Annotated in this window: 17 protein-coding genes, 2 tRNA genes and 1 riboswitch; of the genes, 18 read left to right on the forward strand and 1 reads right to left on the reverse strand. The window is 48.6% G+C overall.

What is annotated here, in order from left to right:
- Positions 1 to 3: 3 nt before the first annotated feature.
- Complete coding sequence (locus IC21_RS14505) at positions 4 to 720, forward strand: DUF554 domain-containing protein (protein ID WP_013860894.1); 717 nt, start codon at positions 4 to 6, stop codon at positions 718 to 720.
- Positions 721 to 945: 225 nt separating this feature from the next.
- On the opposite strand, the gene yyaC is transcribed toward IC21_RS14505, so the two are convergent.
- On the reverse strand, positions 946 to 1,569 hold the full coding sequence (gene yyaC, locus IC21_RS14510; RefSeq protein ID WP_019720262.1) for a spore protease YyaC: 624 nt from the start codon (positions 1,567 to 1,569) through the stop codon (positions 946 to 948).
- Positions 1,570 to 1,782: 213 nt separating this feature from the next.
- On the opposite strand from yyaC, the gene IC21_RS14515 reads away from it, so the two are divergent.
- The 17 genes from IC21_RS14515 (at position 1,783) to IC21_RS14595 (ending at position 16,416) form a co-directional block, all read left to right on the forward strand.
- Positions 1,783 to 2,694 (forward strand): mechanosensitive ion channel family protein, encoded by a 912-nt coding sequence (locus IC21_RS14515; protein ID WP_029142105.1) that lies wholly within the window; start codon positions 1,783 to 1,785, stop codon positions 2,692 to 2,694.
- Complete coding sequence (locus tag IC21_RS14520) at positions 2,684 to 2,884, forward strand: DUF951 domain-containing protein (RefSeq protein ID WP_013860891.1); 201 nt, start codon at positions 2,684 to 2,686, stop codon at positions 2,882 to 2,884. Before IC21_RS14515 ends, IC21_RS14520 begins: the two co-directional genes overlap by 11 nt.
- 159 nt (positions 2,885 to 3,043) lie before the next feature.
- Positions 3,044 to 4,144, forward strand: coding sequence for a redox-regulated ATPase YchF (gene ychF, locus IC21_RS14525; RefSeq protein ID WP_029142104.1), 1,101 nt, complete (start codon positions 3,044 to 3,046; stop codon positions 4,142 to 4,144).
- Between the two features lie 74 nt (positions 4,145 to 4,218).
- Positions 4,219 to 4,358, forward strand: a riboswitch (FMN riboswitch).
- Positions 4,359 to 4,464: 106 nt separating this feature from the next.
- Positions 4,465 to 5,586, forward strand: a complete 1,122-nt coding sequence (ribD, locus tag IC21_RS14530; RefSeq protein ID WP_142236792.1) for a bifunctional diaminohydroxyphosphoribosylaminopyrimidine deaminase/5-amino-6-(5-phosphoribosylamino)uracil reductase RibD — start codon at positions 4,465 to 4,467, stop codon at positions 5,584 to 5,586.
- A complete protein-coding gene (locus tag IC21_RS14535) occupies positions 5,567 to 6,214 on the forward strand; it encodes a riboflavin synthase (RefSeq protein ID WP_013860888.1) in 648 nt (215 codons plus the stop codon). The genes ribD and IC21_RS14535 overlap by 20 nt, the downstream gene beginning before the upstream one ends.
- Positions 6,215 to 6,231: 17 nt before the next feature.
- Positions 6,232 to 7,425: a bifunctional 3,4-dihydroxy-2-butanone-4-phosphate synthase/GTP cyclohydrolase II gene (locus IC21_RS14540; RefSeq protein WP_029142102.1), complete on the forward strand. Its 1,194-nt coding sequence runs from the start codon at positions 6,232 to 6,234 to the stop codon at positions 7,423 to 7,425.
- Positions 7,426 to 7,437: 12 nt separating this feature from the next.
- Complete coding sequence (ribH, locus tag IC21_RS14545) at positions 7,438 to 7,908, forward strand: 6,7-dimethyl-8-ribityllumazine synthase (protein ID WP_019720267.1); 471 nt, start codon at positions 7,438 to 7,440, stop codon at positions 7,906 to 7,908.
- A 258-nt stretch (positions 7,909 to 8,166) separates the two neighbouring features.
- Positions 8,167 to 8,454 carry a 30S ribosomal protein S6 gene (gene rpsF / locus IC21_RS14550; RefSeq protein ID WP_013860885.1) on the forward strand — a complete coding sequence of 96 codons (288 nt, stop codon included), beginning with the start codon at positions 8,167 to 8,169 and terminating at the stop codon, positions 8,452 to 8,454.
- A 61-nt stretch (positions 8,455 to 8,515) separates the two neighbouring features.
- Entirely contained in the window at positions 8,516 to 9,016 is a 501-nt protein-coding gene (ssb, locus tag IC21_RS14555) for a single-stranded DNA-binding protein (protein WP_017554535.1), read from the forward strand.
- Between the two features lie 44 nt (positions 9,017 to 9,060).
- On the forward strand, positions 9,061 to 9,300 hold the full coding sequence (gene rpsR / locus IC21_RS14560; RefSeq protein ID WP_013860883.1) for a 30S ribosomal protein S18: 240 nt from the start codon (positions 9,061 to 9,063) through the stop codon (positions 9,298 to 9,300).
- Between the two features lie 151 nt (positions 9,301 to 9,451).
- Positions 9,452 to 10,399 carry a YybS family protein gene (locus IC21_RS14565; protein ID WP_202622404.1) on the forward strand — a complete coding sequence of 316 codons (948 nt, stop codon included), beginning with the start codon at positions 9,452 to 9,454 and terminating at the stop codon, positions 10,397 to 10,399.
- A 35-nt stretch (positions 10,400 to 10,434) separates the two neighbouring features.
- Positions 10,435 to 12,408, forward strand: coding sequence for a DHH family phosphoesterase (locus IC21_RS14570; protein WP_029142100.1), 1,974 nt, complete (start codon positions 10,435 to 10,437; stop codon positions 12,406 to 12,408).
- A complete protein-coding gene (rplI, locus tag IC21_RS14575; protein ID WP_013860880.1) occupies positions 12,405 to 12,848 on the forward strand; it encodes a 50S ribosomal protein L9 in 444 nt (147 codons plus the stop codon). The genes IC21_RS14570 and rplI overlap by 4 nt, the downstream gene beginning before the upstream one ends.
- Before the next feature lie 219 nt (positions 12,849 to 13,067).
- Positions 13,068 to 14,423 carry a replicative DNA helicase gene (gene dnaB, locus IC21_RS14580; protein WP_013860879.1) on the forward strand — a complete coding sequence of 452 codons (1,356 nt, stop codon included), beginning with the start codon at positions 13,068 to 13,070 and terminating at the stop codon, positions 14,421 to 14,423.
- 177 nt (positions 14,424 to 14,600) lie between these two features.
- The gene (locus IC21_RS14585) at positions 14,601 to 15,890 is read left to right on the forward strand and encodes an adenylosuccinate synthase (protein WP_029142099.1); all 1,290 of its coding nucleotides are present in this window, start codon (positions 14,601 to 14,603) and stop codon (positions 15,888 to 15,890) included.
- A gap of 347 nt (positions 15,891 to 16,237) precedes the next feature.
- Positions 16,238 to 16,313: transfer RNA gene (locus IC21_RS14590), tRNA-Asp, on the forward strand.
- A 30-nt stretch (positions 16,314 to 16,343) separates the two neighbouring features.
- A tRNA-Phe gene (locus IC21_RS14595) sits at positions 16,344 to 16,416 on the forward strand.
- The last annotated feature ends 457 nt before the right edge of the window (positions 16,417 to 16,873 follow it).

A 16,873-nucleotide genomic window follows, 5' to 3' on the forward strand; every position in this document is an offset into this window, starting at 1 on the left:
AAGATGGTATTGCTGGGGACAATTGTAAACGGGCTGAGCATTGTAGCCGGTTCGTTTATCGGAAGGCTGTTAAACCATATTCCGGAGCAAATGAAAGGCACCGTAATGCAGGCGATCGGGCTTGCGGTGATGGTGCTGGGGCTCGGAATGGGGCTGAAAAGTGCACAGTATATTATTGTAATATTGAGCCTTGTGATTGGCGCAGTCATCGGCGAAATGCTGCAGCTTGAAGCTCATTTGAACGGGCTTGGTGCCTGGCTGGAAAAAAAGTTTGGAAACAGCAGCCAGGGCAGTACGGCCGAAGCCTTTGTCACGGCAACGCTCGTTTTTGTGATTGGCGCGATGGCCATTCTCGGAGCATTGGATAGTGGAATCAGGGGCGACCATACGGTGCTGTACACGAAATCTGTTCTGGACGGTTTCACAGCACTGATCTTGTCTTCAACCCTCGGTTTCGGGGTGGTTTTTTCGGTTGTTCCGGTGATCCTGTATGAAGGCGCTATTGCGTTATTTGCCACGCAAATCAACCGGCTTGTCCCCGCACCGGTGCTGCACTCGTTTATTACCGAGATGACGGCAACCGGCGGGATTATGATTTTTGCCATCGGTTTGAATATTGCGGGGCTTGCCAAAATCAGGGTGGCGAATTTATTGCCGGGCATCCTGGTGGTTGCCGTGCTGGTCGGCCTGTTGCATGCTTACCATACGGTTTTCGGATGAATTTTAAAAGAATGAATCAACACCTGTTTATCGGTTGAAGTATGAATGTGAACCGGCAGAAACTTACTGAAGTTGCGGATCCTTTCACTGGATCCCGGGGGCTATACAGGTTGCCGGCTTATTCATTCATTTGGTTTCGTTGTCATGATATTATTGTTTAGAAGTTTGCGTTCACCGGGGGATTTCGGATAAACGGTTTCAAAAATGCTGCTGTTTCCGGATAACTTAAATCAGCTTTTCCTTCTCCTGTCCGCTGTTCATGGAAATCATGGCGTTTTGGTATTGAAGATGCAGATGGGCGCGGCTGATGCCTGCAGCGATCAGTTTTGCCATTTTCAGAACAAGATTTAAACGGGTATTCTGAAGGACGGTAAACTCCATAAAACCGCTGATGTTCACAATGCCTGTAATATGGATGTCGCCAACAGGAGGCAAATCTTTCTTTACACCCGCCCCCGGTTTCACCGGGCCGTCGCCGATTTGGATCATGCCGACGCTCTTCATTTTTCCAAGGCAGGCATCGACGGCAATGATGAAGGGGTCGTGGTGCTTTTGATAAATCCTTTCAATATTTTCTTCCAGGTTTAAAGCATGGACCGGCTTATCCAGCGTTCCGTATACGTTGAAGCAGGCCAGGCCTGTTTCTTCCAGAAAAGTGCCCGTTAAAGGCCCGAGCGAATCCCCGGTGGAACGGTCGGTGCCGATGCAGACCACCACCAATTCCCGGTTTATGCTTTTCGGAAGTGCTGATAAAATATGGTTGGATATGATTTCTTTTGCCAGAACATCATCATGAAATACCTTGATACGATTGCCGCCGAATTCCAATTGTCCTTTTCTCAGATTCATATCAGCCACTCCCTCTTTGTAATAGTACCAGTATACGGAAAATCAAAAAAATCTATACATTAACATATCTCTTTTTTGATACCCGCAACCGGCAGTTTTACACTTGATTCAGCCGCCAATCAAAAAGGTAATTTTTGAAAAGCGGAGCCGGTTGTCGAGCAAGCGCGGTTTTTTTGTTACAATAACGTTAAAAGAAATGAAGGTTGGTGGAATATGGGCCATTTTGAGACATATCTCAAACACCTCACATCCAAGTGGTTAAATGAAAATACATGGATCGGAGTCGGGGAGACAGTGCTGAAGATGATTGTGGTGCTGCTTGTCGCATCACTGGTCATTAAATTCGGCAAAAAGGCGATCGGCAAAATTTTTGCAGTCCGCGCCAAAGCCCCTCTCCGGTTTTCAGAGCGGCGCGAGGCCACATTGTTGCGGCTGATGGTGAACACATTGACCTATCTCGTCTGGTTTGTTGCCATTGTCACGATTTTGTCCATTCTCGGCATCAATGTCCAGGGGCTTCTGGCCGGTGCCGGAATTGTCGGGCTGGCTGTCGGGTTCGGGGCACAAAGCCTTGTAAAAGACGTGATTTCCGGATTCTTTATTATCTTTGAAGACCAGTTTTCGGTCGGCGATACGGTGCAGATCGGGAAATACGAAGGCGTTGTGGAAGAAATCGGGCTCAGGACAACAAAAATCAAAAACTGGACCGGCGAATTATACATCATTCCGAACGGCAATATTTCCGAAGTCACCAATTTGTCCATTTATAACAGCGTCGCCGTTGTGGATGTCCGTATTCCGTACGAAGAGGATATCGACAAAGCGGAAGCGGCCATTCAGGAAATACTGGTGTCATTTGCGGGAGAGCACGAAGAAGTTGTGTCAGAGCCTGAACTGTTGGGCGTCCAGCAGCTCGGCACCACGGATGTTACGCTCAGGGTGGTGGCGGAGACCCTCCCGATGGCACACTGGTATATTGCGAGAGTGTTGAAAAAAGAAATTAAAAAAGCATTGGACGAAAATCGCATCCATGCACCTTATCCTAAAATGGTGACTTATTCCCGTACTGAGAAAGAAGAGGCATTAGCCGGCCAATTTCTAAAGGGGGATGAACATGGAAGATAAAAATTTCGGGTTGTATGATATTGTGGAAATGAAAAAGCAGCATCCGTGCGGCACAAACCGCTGGAAAATCATCCGGATGGGGGCGGATATCCGCATTAAATGTGAAGGATGCGGACACAGCGTGCTGCTGCCGCGCAGGGAATTTGCCCGCAAACTGAAAAAAATCCTCGTCAAGCACGAAGAAGCATAGCCCTTTTATGGGTGTCTTTTTTTGGGAGCCGGGGTGCGGTTAAGTAAGGCCGGCAAACGAAAAATGTTAACCGGGCGCATCCAGCGGCACCCTGGGGGTTTTTGATACGGCCGGGAAAAACTTGAAAGATACGAGAATGTTTGAAGGAGTGGACATAAAATGGCGTTAACAGCCGGAATTGTCGGTTTGCCGAATGTCGGAAAATCGACTTTATTTAATGCGATCACAAAAGCTGGGGCCGAATCTGCGAACTATCCGTTTTGTACGATTGACCCGAATGTCGGCATGGTGGAAGTGCCGGACGAACGGCTGGAAAAATTAACAGAACTGTACCATCCGAAAAAAACGGTGCCGACCACTTTTGAATTTACGGATATTGCCGGGATCGTCAAAGGCGCGAGCAAAGGGGAAGGGCTCGGGAACAAGTTTCTTTCCCATATCCGCCAGGTGGACGCAATCTGCCATGTCGTGCGCTGTTTTGAGGACGAGAACATTACACATGTTTCCGGGAAAGTCGATCCGATTGATGATATCGAAACAATTAATCTTGAATTGATCCTGGCCGATCTTGAAACGGTGGACAAGCGTATCGGGCGTGTGGAGAAAATAGCAAAACAGAAGGATAAAGAAGCCGTTGCCGAATACGAAGTGCTGGCCAAATTAAAGGCGGCTTTGGAAGCGGAAAAACCGGCGCGGGCGGTGGAACTGACCGAAGACCAGCAAAAAATCGTCAAAGGGTTCCAGCTTTTAACGAGCAAGCCGGTTTTGTATGTGGCCAATGTCGGTGAAGACGACATTCAGGACCCGTCCGCAAACCCGTATGTCGGGAAGGTGCGCGAATATGCCAAGCAAGAAGGCGCGGAAGTGATTGTCATATGTGCCCGCATTGAAGAAGAAATTGCCGAGCTGGATGACGATGAGAAAAAAATGTTTTTAACCGAACTCGGCATCCGGGAATCCGGTCTTGACCAGCTGATTAAAGCTGCTTACAGCCTGCTTGGCCTTGCGACTTTTTTTACGGCTGGGGAACCGGAAGTCCGCGCGTGGACATTCAAAAAAGGTATGAAAGCCCCGCAATGCGCAGGCATTATCCATTCCGACTTTGAAAAAGGGTTTATCCGGGCTGAAACGGTGTCGTATGAAGATTTAATCGAATATGGCAGCGTGGCAGCTGCAAGAGAAGCCGGAAAAGTGCGCCTGGAAGGAAAAGACTACGTTGTCCAGGACGGCGATGTCATGCATTTCAGGTTTAATGTATAACAGGACTTTTGGACGAATATTCGAATTGTATTGAAAAAATTCAAATCATCCGTTAAAATAAATATCAGTCGAATATTTTCCTTCGGGGCAGGGTGCAATTCCCGACCGGCGGTGATGAGGAAACTCAAAGCCCGTGACCCGTATTCTCCGGAATGCGGTGGATTTGGTGAAATTCCAAAGCCGACAGTAACAGTCTGGATGGGAGAAGGATCAGGCGTTTATTGGAACGCGTATTTCATTATGCCGTTTTGCCCCGCACATCTTCGTGCGGGTTTTTTGTTTTCACGGGTGTATGTTGGCGGAAATTGAATACAGGAGGCATGAAAGGATTGCAAAAAGAAGATTATATGCAGCTTGCACTCCAATTGGCCGAGAGTGTGGCCGGGCAGACTTCCCCGAATCCCCCGGTTGGAAGTGTCGCCGTGAAAAACGGCACGATCGCCGGGATGGCGGCCCACTTAAAGGCAGGAGAAAAACATGCGGAAAGGCTTGCAGTGGAACAAGCCGGGCCGCTTGCAAAGGGCGCTGAAGTTTTTGTGACGCTGGAGCCGTGTACTCATTACGGAAAGACGCCGCCGTGCGCAGATTTTTTAATTGAAAAAGGCATCAAAAAAGTATATATCGCTGCATTGGACCCCAATCCGCTTGTCGCAGGCAAAGGAATAGAAAAGCTCAGGCAAGCCGGCGTAGAAGTGGAAACCGGGGTATTGAAGGAACAAGCGGAAAGGTTGTACCGCCCTTTTTTCCACTTTATTCAAACGAAAACACCGTTTGTCACTGTCAAAACCGCCATGACGGCAGACGGAAAAATTGCAGCTGAAACCCGTGACAGCAAATGGATCACAAGTGAAGAAGCAAGGCGTGATGCCCGCTGGTTAAGAAGCAGGCATGATGCAATACTTGTCGGCATACAAACCGTTCTCCAAGATAACCCCCTTCTCACCGCACGTTTGCCCCATTCCGGGAAAAATCCTATTCGCATTGTATTAGACACCCATTTGCGCATCCCGCCGGAAGCGAAAGTGCTAAACGGCGATGCGCCAACCATTATTTTTTGCGGAAGCGATGCACCAAAAGAAAAAGAACAATGTCTGAAGCAGCTTAATGCCGAAGTGGCCCGCATGCCGCATGCCCGCCTCTTGATCCGTGACGTGTTAGCGGCGCTCGGAAAAAAAGGCGTGATGACTTTGCTCGTCGAAGGCGGCGCGGCGGTAAACAGCTCATTTTTAAAAGAAGGCGCAGTGCAGCAGTATATTTTTTACATTGCCCCGAAAGTGGTCGGCGGGCAAAACGCGCCGTCCCCTTTCGGCGGACACGGGTTTGACAAGGTGGCCGATGCTTTGCCGCTCCGGTTTGAAAAAGTGGAACAGATCGGGCCGGATTTAAAAATTACGGCTGCCGTCCAAAAGGGGGTGCCGGAGCATGTTTACAGGAATTATTGAAGAAACCGGCATATTGAAACGCGTGGAAAGAGGCCCCCGCTCCCTTAAGCTTGCCGTACAGGCCAGGACGGTTCTTCAAGATGTGCGGCCCGGCGACAGCATTGCAGTGAACGGCGTTTGTTTAACCGTCACTTCCTATACGCAGCATGCATTTACGGCTGATGTCATGCCTGAAACATTTTTCAGCACGGCATTGGCCGGGCTGAACATCGGCAGCAAAGTCAACCTTGAACGGGCAATGGCTGCAGGCGGGCGGTTCGGCGGGCATTTTGTCACAGGGCATGTCGATGGCACCGGCACGGTCTGCTTGAAGCAAAGGATGGAAAATGCCGTGTACATGACGATTTCTGTTCCCTCCTCCCTGTCTGCCTTTCTGATCCCAAAAGGCTCGGTTGCACTCGACGGCACTTCCCTGACCGTGTTCGGGGCAGCGGGCGGGCAATTAACCGTTTCATTGGTGCCGCATACGCAGCAGCATACGATATTGCCGGAAAAAAAGATTGGCGATGCCGTGAATATTGAATGCGATATTTTGGCCAAGTACATGGCCGGGCTGTTCAGGAACGGAGAATGGGCGGAAAAAGAGACCGGCATGATGACGCTTCTGAAAGAACATGATTTTATTTAAACAAAGGGGTGAAAAACTTGTTTCATACCATTGAAGAAGCAGTAGAAGACTTAAAGTGCGGAAAAGTCGTGATTGCCGTCGATGATGAAAACAGGGAAAACGAAGGTGATTTTATCGGCCTTGCGGAAAAAGCGACACCGGAAATGATCAATTTGATGGCCAAAGCAGGGCGCGGGCTGATCTGTGCACCGATTACGGCGGAAAGAGCACAGCAGCTCGATCTTTATCCGATGGCACGGCAAAATACCGACAGCCATGAAACGGCCTTCACCGTGAGCATTGACCATGCCGCCACTCGCACCGGCATCAGCGCATTTGAACGTGCCAAAACGGTCCGGCACCTGGCAGCAGACGGGGTGAAAGCGGAAGATTTTCACCGGCCGGGGCATATTTTCCCGTTAGTGGCCAAAGCAGGCGGCGTCCTGGAACGGTCCGGCCATACGGAAGCAGCCGTTGACCTGGCAAAACTGGCAGGCGCAAATCCGGCAGGCGTAATATGCGAAATCATGAAGGAAGACGGCACGATGGCCCGCCTTCCCCAGCTGGAGGAAATCGCCAAAAATTCCGGCATAAAACTGGTGACGATCCAATCGTTAATCGAGTACAGAAAAAAACATGAGAAACTGATTCAAAAAGAAGCGGAAATCACGCTGCCGACGCGTTACGGCACGTTCCGGGCTGCCGGTTACAAAGATCTGCTGTCGGGGGAAGAACATGTTGCCCTTATAAAAGGGGAAGTAAGCAGTGAAGAGCCGGTGCTGGCAAGGATCCATTCCGAATGCCTGACCGGTGATTGTTTCGGTTCCCTCCGTTGCGACTGCGGCCCGCAGCTTGCCCGGAGCCTTGCGCGGATTGAAAAAGAAGGGCGCGGCGTCCTCGTTTATATGCGGCAGGAAGGCCGGGGGATCGGGCTTCTGAATAAATTGAAAGCTTACCGGCTGCAGGAAAAAGGATTGGATACAGTGGAGGCCAACCGCCGGCTTGGATTTCCGGCAGATATGCGCGACTACTGCATCGCTGCGCAAATCTTAAAAGATACCGGGGCAACGCAAGTCCGGCTTTTAACAAACAATCCTGATAAAGTGGAAGCATTGGCGCGTTACGGTATCCGAATTGCGGAAAGAGTGCCGGTTGAAATCGCACCTGTCCGTGAAAATGAAGGATATTTGCGGACGAAAGCAGAAAAAATGGGGCATTTGCTGCATATATAGGAGGAGATCAAAATGGGACAAGTATTTGAAGGCAATCTGGTTGGAACCGGCTTAAAAATCGGCGTGGTTGCCGCCCGCTTTAATGAATTTATTACAACAAGGCTTGTAAGCGGGGCAAAGGATGCATTATTGAGGCATGGCGTCAGAGAAGAAGCCATTGATCTTGCTTGGGTGCCGGGCGCGTTTGAAATCCCGCTGGCGGCAAAAAAGATGGCAGAAACGGACAAATATGATGCCGTGCTGGCACTTGGCGCGGTGATCCGCGGCGCGACTCCGCATTTTGAATATGTAAGTGCGGAAGCGGCAAAAGGGGTCGCCCATGCAAGCCTCCATACAGGAACGCCTGTCATTTTCGGGATTCTCACGACCGACACGATCGAACAGGCGATTGAGCGGGCCGGGACGAAAGCAGGCAACAAAGGCTGGGATGCAGCAGTAAGCGCGATCGAAATGGCGAATGTGATCCGGAAAATAGAAGCATAGTGAAACGGATGCCTCCCCCCTGTTGTTTTTGATAAAAATTTCAGTCCGTTTTTAATAAAAAGACCTTGCAAAAGGAACGTATGTTTGATAAAATGGGAATGTCAGCGATAGCCAAATGCGGGATGAAGTCTTTAAGACATTTGATTTTGCCTGCGGGATATGGTATACTTACGACTTGTGAGTAATGAACGCATGAACCATTGCTCCTTGCCCTTTTACATAAAAGGGCCGCATAGTCCATAAGGAGGTGACAAACAGATGAGAAAGTACGAAATTATGTACATTATCCGCCCGAATATCGAGGATGAGGCAAAAAAAGCGCTTGTTGAGCGTTTCGACAATGTCCTCACCAACCAGGGCGCGGAAATCATCGAATCGAAAGAGTGGGGAAAACGCCGTCTTGCATACGAGATTCAGGACTTCCGTGATGGTTACTACCATATCATCAACGTGAATGCTGAACCGGTTGCAGTCCAGGAATTTGACCGTCTGGCGAAGATTAACGGTGATATTATCCGCCACATTGTTGTAAGAGAAGAAGAATAATTTTTAACGATAAAACGTTTCACGTGAAACGGACTTTGAATGATGAGAGGGGTTGATTCTGATGTTGAACCGTGTTGTTCTCGTAGGCAGGCTGACAAAAGATCCCGATTTGCGCTATACGCCGAGCGGAGTAGCGGTTGCTACTTTTACCCTGGCTGTAAACCGTACGTTTACCAACCAGCAGGGGGAAAGGGAAGCGGATTTCATCAATTGTGTTGTTTGGAGAAAACAGGCTGAAAATGTGGCCAACTACTTGAAAAAAGGAAGTCTGGCAGGCGTAGACGGCCGGATTCAGACACGCAACTACGAAGCCCAGGATGGCCGGCGCGTGTATGTCACAGAGGTCGTGGCAGAAAGCGTCCAGTTTCTTGAACCGAGAAGCGCGAATCAGGAACGCAGCAGCAGCCAGAATTACGGGAACAACCAAGGGAATGCTTTCCCGGGGTACAACCAGGATCAAAACCAGAATCAGCGCAATCAAAGTTATTCAAAGCCGGATGAAGATCCGTTCTCAAATGATGGACAACCAATTGACATCTCTGATGACGATCTTCCGTTCTAATGCGGAAAGACCCGTAAAGTGATGAGATAAAGGAGGGTGAAAAAATGGCAGGTGGACGCAGAGGCGGACGGAAACGCCGGAAAGTATGCTACTTTACAGCGAACCATATTACCCATATCGACTATAAAGATGTGGACTTGCTGAAAAAGTTCATTTCTGAAAGAGGAAAAATTCTTCCTCGCCGTGTAACGGGCACAAGTGCAAAATACCAACGTAAACTGACAACTGCAATCAAACGCGCACGTCAAATGGCGTTGCTCCCTTATGTTGCAGAAGACAAATAAGCAGCGGAAAAATCACCCGGATTTTTCCTTCAATATATGAATGAAAAAAGACACCCTGTTTTCAGGTTGTCTTTTTTCATTTCATTATCTTTTTGCTTCATGGATGGGTTATGGTAAAATGAGGGGAAATGATGGTTTTTTTGAAGGGAGCATGCGTGTGAAAAAAACAAGAATGCTGACAGAAGGGGCAATGCTTGCAGCGGTTTTCGGCGTCATGCTGCTTGTTGCATTGCATGTCCCGGTGATCCGGATAATTGTTCTGGTTTTTCTTCCGCTGCCTTTTATCCTGTTTTGTGCCAAATATCCTTTGCGTTCGATTCTTGTCTTTTGTCTGGTTTGTTTGCTTGTGTCCGCCATTATGGGAACAGTCATGGCAATCCCGATGGCCGTTTTTTTTGGTTGTATTGGATTTGTTATGGGATACGCTATACAGCTAAAAAAATCAAAATTATTTATATACATAGCTACCAGCCTGGCCTTTTTAGCAGTCACGATCATCGGGCTGTTTGCCGCCCTGAAGTTATTCCATCTGAATATCATCGCGGAAAACTTAAACATCATGCAGCAGTCAATCGAACAGTCGAAATCTCTTGTCAACAGCCTTGGGGAACCACAGGCCTATGAGGACCGGTTTGCGCAAATGGCCGATGCCGCAAGCCAGATGTATTCTGTCTATTTGCCGAGCCTGTTATTGCTGTCTGCCTTTATTGCCGTTTTGGTGCTGATTTCCGTGGATTTTCCAATCGCAAAACGTTTCGGTGTCCCGGTTCCGTCCTTTCCACCTTTCCGTGAAATGCGGCTGCCGGGGAATATCTTATGGTATTTCATTCTGGCAATGGCAGCCAACCTGCTGATGCGCGGGGACACGGGCAGCTTCTTTGCGAAAGCGGTCCTGAATCTGATGCTGATATTCCAAATTCTCATTTTGCTGCAGGGGTACGCTTTTATAAGCTTTGTCAGCCACGAGAAAAAATGGCCAAAAGGCTTACTGGCTATCGCCGTCATTTTATCCATCATGTTCAGCCCGCTGCTTTATCTTGTCATGATATTCGGTATAATGGATTTAGGATTTGATTTCAGGCGGATGATTCAAAAGTGATCCTTTTTTAGTTTCTCAATATAGGAGCTGAAGGTATGCCTTCTTACTACAATAAACGGTTAATGCGCTATCCGTTATACGGCTTAATTGCAGTATCTTTAATCCTGCTCGGCATTATTTTCTTTTACCACTGGTGGATAACGGCAGCCGGCATTGTTGTGCTCGGGGCGTTATTCTACTGCGCATTTTACGTAGAACAGCGGTCGAACGAAGAAATTGAACGCTATATTTCCAATCTTTCCTACCGGGTCAAGCGCGTCGGTGAAGAAGCACTGCTGGAAATGCCGATCGGGATAATGCTGTACAATGAAGATTACATCATAGAATGGACAAACCCGTTCATGGCCTCCTGCTTTAATGAAGATACGCTTGTCGGGCGTTCCCTTTACGATGTAGCGGAAGTGCTATTGCCGCTGATTAAGCAGGAAATGCATTCCGAGACGATCAGTTTAAATGAAAGGAAGTACCGGGTCGTCCTGAAACTGGAAGAGCGGCTGCTTTATTTTTTCGACATTACGGAGCAGGCTGAAGTCGAGCAGCTGTATGAAGACGAACGGACCGTGATTGCCATTATTTATTTGGACAATTATGATGAAGTGACACAAGGCATGGACGACCAGTCTGTCAGCAACCTGAACAGCCTCGTGACCTCCATTTTAAACAAATGGACAATGGAGTTCGGCCTGTTTTTTAAACGGATTTCGTCTGATAAATTTATTGCGGTATTCAATGAACGGATTTTGCATGAATTGGAAGACAATAAATTCTCGATTCTTGATGAAGTCAGGGAGGCCACAGCGAAGCAAAACGTGGCGCTGACTTTGAGCATCGGGGTTGGCGCAGGTGTCCCGTCCCTTCCCGAACTGGGGGAGCTTGCCCAGTCGAGCCTTGACATTGCCCTTGGGCGCGGCGGCGACCAGGTTGCCATCCGGCAGGCGAACGGAAAAGTGAAATTTTACGGCGGCAAAACAAACCCGGTTGAAAAGCGGACAAGAGTCCGGGCCCGCGTGATTTCCCATGCATTGCGGGAACTCATGATGGAAAGGGATAAGGTGATGATCCTGGGCCACAAATTTCCGGATATGGATGCTGTTGGTGCTGCTGTCGGCATCCGGAAAGTGGCGGAAATCAACCAAAAAGACGGCTATATTATTTTAAATCCGAGTGAAACGGACACAAGCGTCAAGCGGCTGCTTGAGGAGATCAAACAGTATCCGGATTTGTATGCCCGCTTCATTACACCGGATGAGGCGCTTGAAATGGCAACGGATGATACATTGCTTGTAGTTGTTGATACGCACAAGCCTTCCCTTGTTATCGATGAACGGATCGTCAGGCGGATTGAAAATGTCGTGGTTATTGACCATCACCGCCGCGGGGAAGACTTTATTAAAAATCCGCTGCTTGTCTATATGGAACCGTACGCCTCCTCGACATCCGAACTTGTAACCGAATTGATGGAATACCAGCCGAAAACCGGCAAAATCAATATGCTTGAAGCAACGGCCCTGCTTGCTGGTATAATAGTGGATACAAAAAGTTTTACATTGCGGACAGGCTCGCGCACGTTTGATGCAGCATCCTATCTCCGTGCCCAGGGCGCCGACACGGTGCTTGTGCAAAAATTTTTAAAAGAAGATTTGCGTTCGTATATCCAGCGCGCCCGGCTTGTAGAAACCGTTAAATTTCCGCTAAACGGCATTGCGGTGGCAAAAGGGAAAAATGATACCATTTATTCCCCTGTTTTAATTGCGCAGGCTGCCGATACGATTTTAACGATGAACGGCGTCGATGCTTCTTTTGTCGTCGGGCGGCGCAGCGAGAATGAAGTGGGGATCAGCGCAAGGTCGCTTGGAAGCGTCAATGTGCAAATCATTATGGAAGCGCTGGACGGCGGCGGGCACCTTTCCAATGCGGCCGCCCAGCTGAAAAATATAACGGTTGATGAGGCGGAAGAAAAGCTCATCCAAGTAATAGAAGAGTATATGGAAGGGAGCCAGGAATCATGAAAGTTATATTCCTAAAAGACGTAAAAGGCAAAGGAAAAAAAGGAGACATTAAAAACGTGGCGGACGGTTATGCCCACAATTATTTGTTCAAAACCGGGGCGGCAATAGAAGCCACGCCTGCCAATCTGAAAAACATGGAAGCTCAAAAACGGAAAGAAGAAAAACTGGCGCAGGAAGAACTGGAAGAAGCCAAAAAACTAAAAGAGAAACTTGAAAACATCACGGTTGAAATCAAAGCCAAATCGGGCCAGGACGGGCGCCTGTTCGGCTCGATTACAAGCAAGCAAATCTCCGAAGAACTGAAAAAAAGCTTCCAGATCCAAGTGGATAAAAGAAAAATAGAACTGCCGGATGCGATCCGCACTTTGGGTTATACGAAAGTGCCAGTCAAATTGCACCATGATGTAACGGCAGTGCTCAATGTCCACGTTTCCGAATAGAAACGGATTTTACCAGCTTTCTTTTTGCTTCCCGCGTGTTAAAATAATAGTACGTGCAGAAAAATGTGGTCCATTTTATCGTGATCACATTTTTTCTATTTGAAATGAGTATGCGGTTCTTTTACGGCAAACGGGTTACCGGTTAAACTGCCATTCTCCCCGGCATGCTTCGTTTTGGTGCCGGAACCGGATGATTCAGGATAAAATGGAGGATTCAAAATGAATGAATTGCAAGACCGAATTCCCCCCCAGAATATAGAGGCGGAACAGGCAGTGCTTGGTGCCATTTTTTTGGAGCCTTCTGCATTTATAACGGCTTCGGAAATTTTGACGGCAGACGATTTTTACCGGAATGCCCATCAAAAAATTTTCCAGGTGTTTGCGAAGCTGAATGATGCCGGCAAGGCAGTCGACCTTGTAACAGTGGCGGAAGAATTATCAGCCACCCGGCAGCTTGAAGACGCAGGCGGCCTCTCTTATTTGAGCGAACTGGCCGCAAGCGTTCCGACAGCGGCCAATATTGCTTATTATGCCGGAATTGTGGCTGAGAAAGCTTTGCTCAGGCGCCTGATCCGGACGGCCACCCATATTGCCCAGGAAGGCTATACGCGGGAAGACGACGTCGATGAACTGCTGGATGAAGCCGAACGCAGCATTATGGAAGTGGCCCAGCGCAAAAATGCCGGTGATTTTAAACATATTAAAGATGTCCTTGTCAGCACATACGATAACATCGAAATGCTCCATAACCGGAAAGGCGACGTCACAGGGATACCGACAGGGTTTTACGAACTTGACCGGATGACGGCCGGTTTCCAGCGCAATGACTTGATCATCGTGGCGGCGCGCCCGTCTGTCGGGAAAACGGCTTTTGCCCTCAATATCGCGCAAAATGTCGGCACAAAGACAGGGGAAAATGTGGCGATCTTCAGCCTTGAAATGGGTGCTGAGCAGCTTGTCATGCGGATGCTGTGCGCGGAGGGCAATATTGATGCCCAGCGGCTCCGGACCGGGGCGCTGACGGACGAAGACTGGCGGAAACTGACGATGGCAATGGGAAGCCTTTCCAATTCCGGCATCTATATTGATGATACACCGGGGGTAAGGGTAACGGAAATCCGCTCGAAATGCCGCCGCCTAAAGCAGGAGCACGGGCTTGGCATGGTGGTCATCGACTATTTGCAGTTGATTCAGGGAAGCGCCCACTCCCGTGAAAACCGGCAGCAGGAAGTTTCCGAGATTTCAAGATCGCTGAAGGCGCTGGCCCGGGAACTTGAAGTGCCGGTCATTGCCCTTTCCCAGCTTTCACGGAGCGTGGAACAGCGCCAGGATAAGCGGCCGATGATGAGTGATATCCGTGAATCGGGAAGCATCGAACAGGATGCCGATATCGTGGCTTTTTTGTACAGGGAAGACTATTATGAACAGGACACGGAAAATAAAAATATCATTGAAATCATTATTGCGAAGCAGCGGAACGGCCCGGTCGGCACCGTCCAGCTTGCTTTTGTAAAAGAGTACAATAAATTTGTAAACCTGGAACGGCGGTTTGACGATGCGCCTGTTCCGGCATAGCAAGTATCCGCATGAAGCCTTTCCTTTCCAGGGAAAGGCTTCTTTTTTTGTGCCGTTTACGAATAAAAACGCTGAAAAAATATATAAATGTTCGGATTTACATTGACTGATGGCGGTTTAAGCTGGTAAAATGGTGGGTGGAAATCATGATTTGTAAAATATGCGGAGGTGCACTCAATGTCGTCAGTGGTCGTGGTAGGTACACAATGGGGGGACGAAGGAAAGGGAAAAATTACCGACTTCCTCTCTGAAAATGCGGAAGTGGTGTCCCGCTATCAGGGCGGGAATAACGCGGGCCATACCATCCGTTTTAATGGGAAAACATATAAATTGCATTTGATTCCATCAGGGATTTTTTATAAAGACAAAATTTGTGTCATCGGAAACGGGGTTGTTGTCGATCCAAAGGCGCTCGTCGAAGAACTGGAATACCTGAACGGACGGGGCATTTCAACGGATAACTTGCGCATCTCCAACCGGGCGCACGTTATTCTGCCTTACCATATCAAGTTGGACGGTGCAGAAGAAGAGCGGAAAGGCAGCAATAAAATCGGCACGACGAAAAAAGGGATCGGCCCGGCGTATATGGATAAAGCAGCAAGGACCGGCATCCGGATAGCCGATCTGCTTGATTACGAAGAATTTAAAGAAAAACTGGCGCGCAATCTTGAGGAAAAAAACCGGCTGTTTGAAAAAATATATGAAACGGAAGGCTTTACGCTGGAAGAAATTTTGGAGCCTTATTACGAATATGGCCAGCGCTTTAAACAATATGTCTGCGATACGTCAGTTGTTTTAAACGATGCGCTTGATGCGGGCAAACGCGTCCTTTTTGAAGGGGCGCAAGGAGTCATGCTCGATATTGACCAGGGGACTTATCCGTTCGTCACATCATCCAACCCGATTGCCGGCGGCGTGACAATCGGTTCCGGTGTCGGCCCGTCGAAAATCAACCATGTTGTCGGCATTGCCAAGGCTTATACAACACGTGTCGGCGATGGTCCGTTCCCGACAGAGCTTCTGGATGAAACCGGCGACCGGATCCGCGAAACCGGCCATGAATACGGCACAACGACAGGAAGAGCGCGCCGTGTCGGCTGGTTCGACAGTGTTGTCGTCCGCCATGCGCGCCGGGTGAGCGGCCTGACAGACTTGTCCGTAAACCTGCTCGATGTACTGACCGGCATTGAAACGTTGAAAATTTGTGTCGCCTACCGCTATAAAGGGAAAGTGCTTGAAGCGTTTCCGGCCAGCTTAAAAGTGCTGGCCGAATGCGAACCGGTTTACGAAGAACTGCCGGGCTGGACGGAAGATATAACCGGCTGCCGTTCTCTTGATGATCTCCCGGAAAATGCCCGCCATTATCTGGAGCGCATTTCCCAGCTGACCGGTGTTCCCCTTTCCATGTTTTCCGTCGGCCCGGACCGCCTGCAGACGATTGTGGTCCAAAGTGTCTGGCGGGTATGATGGAAAGCCCAGATGAATTGATTTTGGGCTGCCGGATAAAGCGGCGGCGGAAACGTACCTGGAACCACGTGGAAAAAAACGATGAAAAAGGGACGCCGGGCAGGCACCACAAAAAGCGGTTTTTATCCCGGAATGTCCAATAGAACGGAAAAACGGCGTGATCTCATAAAAGGGGTTTCTCGCCGTTTTTATTTTATTTTAAAGTGGCACACGTTGCGGCTGCCATGCTTAAAAATGAACGTTTGCTGAAATTTCCATACCCGTTAGCTTAAAAAATTTGTAGAAATGTGTTGCAAAATGGATGATAGATATGATAACATTACTTCTGTTGTTACAAAATGCACAATGGTCCCGTGGTGTAGCGGTTATCACGCCTGCCTGTCACGCAGGAGATCGCGGGTTCGATTCCCGTCGGGACCGCCATTTTACTTATACATATTTGTTCCCGGTTCAGGCCCGGTAGCTCAGTCGGTAGAGCAAAGGACTGAAAATCCTTGTGTCGGCGGTTCGATTCCGTCCCGGGCCATTTACTAAAAAGCACTGCGATGACTTAGACTCTCGTAGTGCTTTTTTATTATACTATACGGCCCGCCCGGCAAGACAAAATGGAAAACAGAATGCATGCCGGATCCCCGGCGCCTTTGATAGATATTACCAGGGGCATGGTTTCAGTAGAATTGGACAATTTTTATGCAAGTAAGTTAAAATTATAATAGTATGGCTGCTGGAAGCTGCCTGTGAATCCTTGATACAGAGCAGCAATGCTTCTGGATTTCCGGGGGCATTGCTGTTCGCCATGGTTCGGGGAAAATGAAATTTTTTAGGAACATAAAGATAACAGAAAATTGTAGATAGATGTCAATCAATGAAAATGGCGCATTTTAAATGAAGGAGTCAGCTCTGAGGAGTAAAAATTTTTCGTGATAATTTAACTATTCCCCCCCAAAAATGCGGCTAAATATGTAATAATTTAAATAATTAGA

The organism is Heyndrickxia coagulans DSM 1 = ATCC 7050 (assembly GCF_000290615.1).
Taxonomy (GTDB): domain Bacteria; phylum Bacillota; class Bacilli; order Bacillales; family Bacillaceae_C; genus Weizmannia; species Weizmannia coagulans.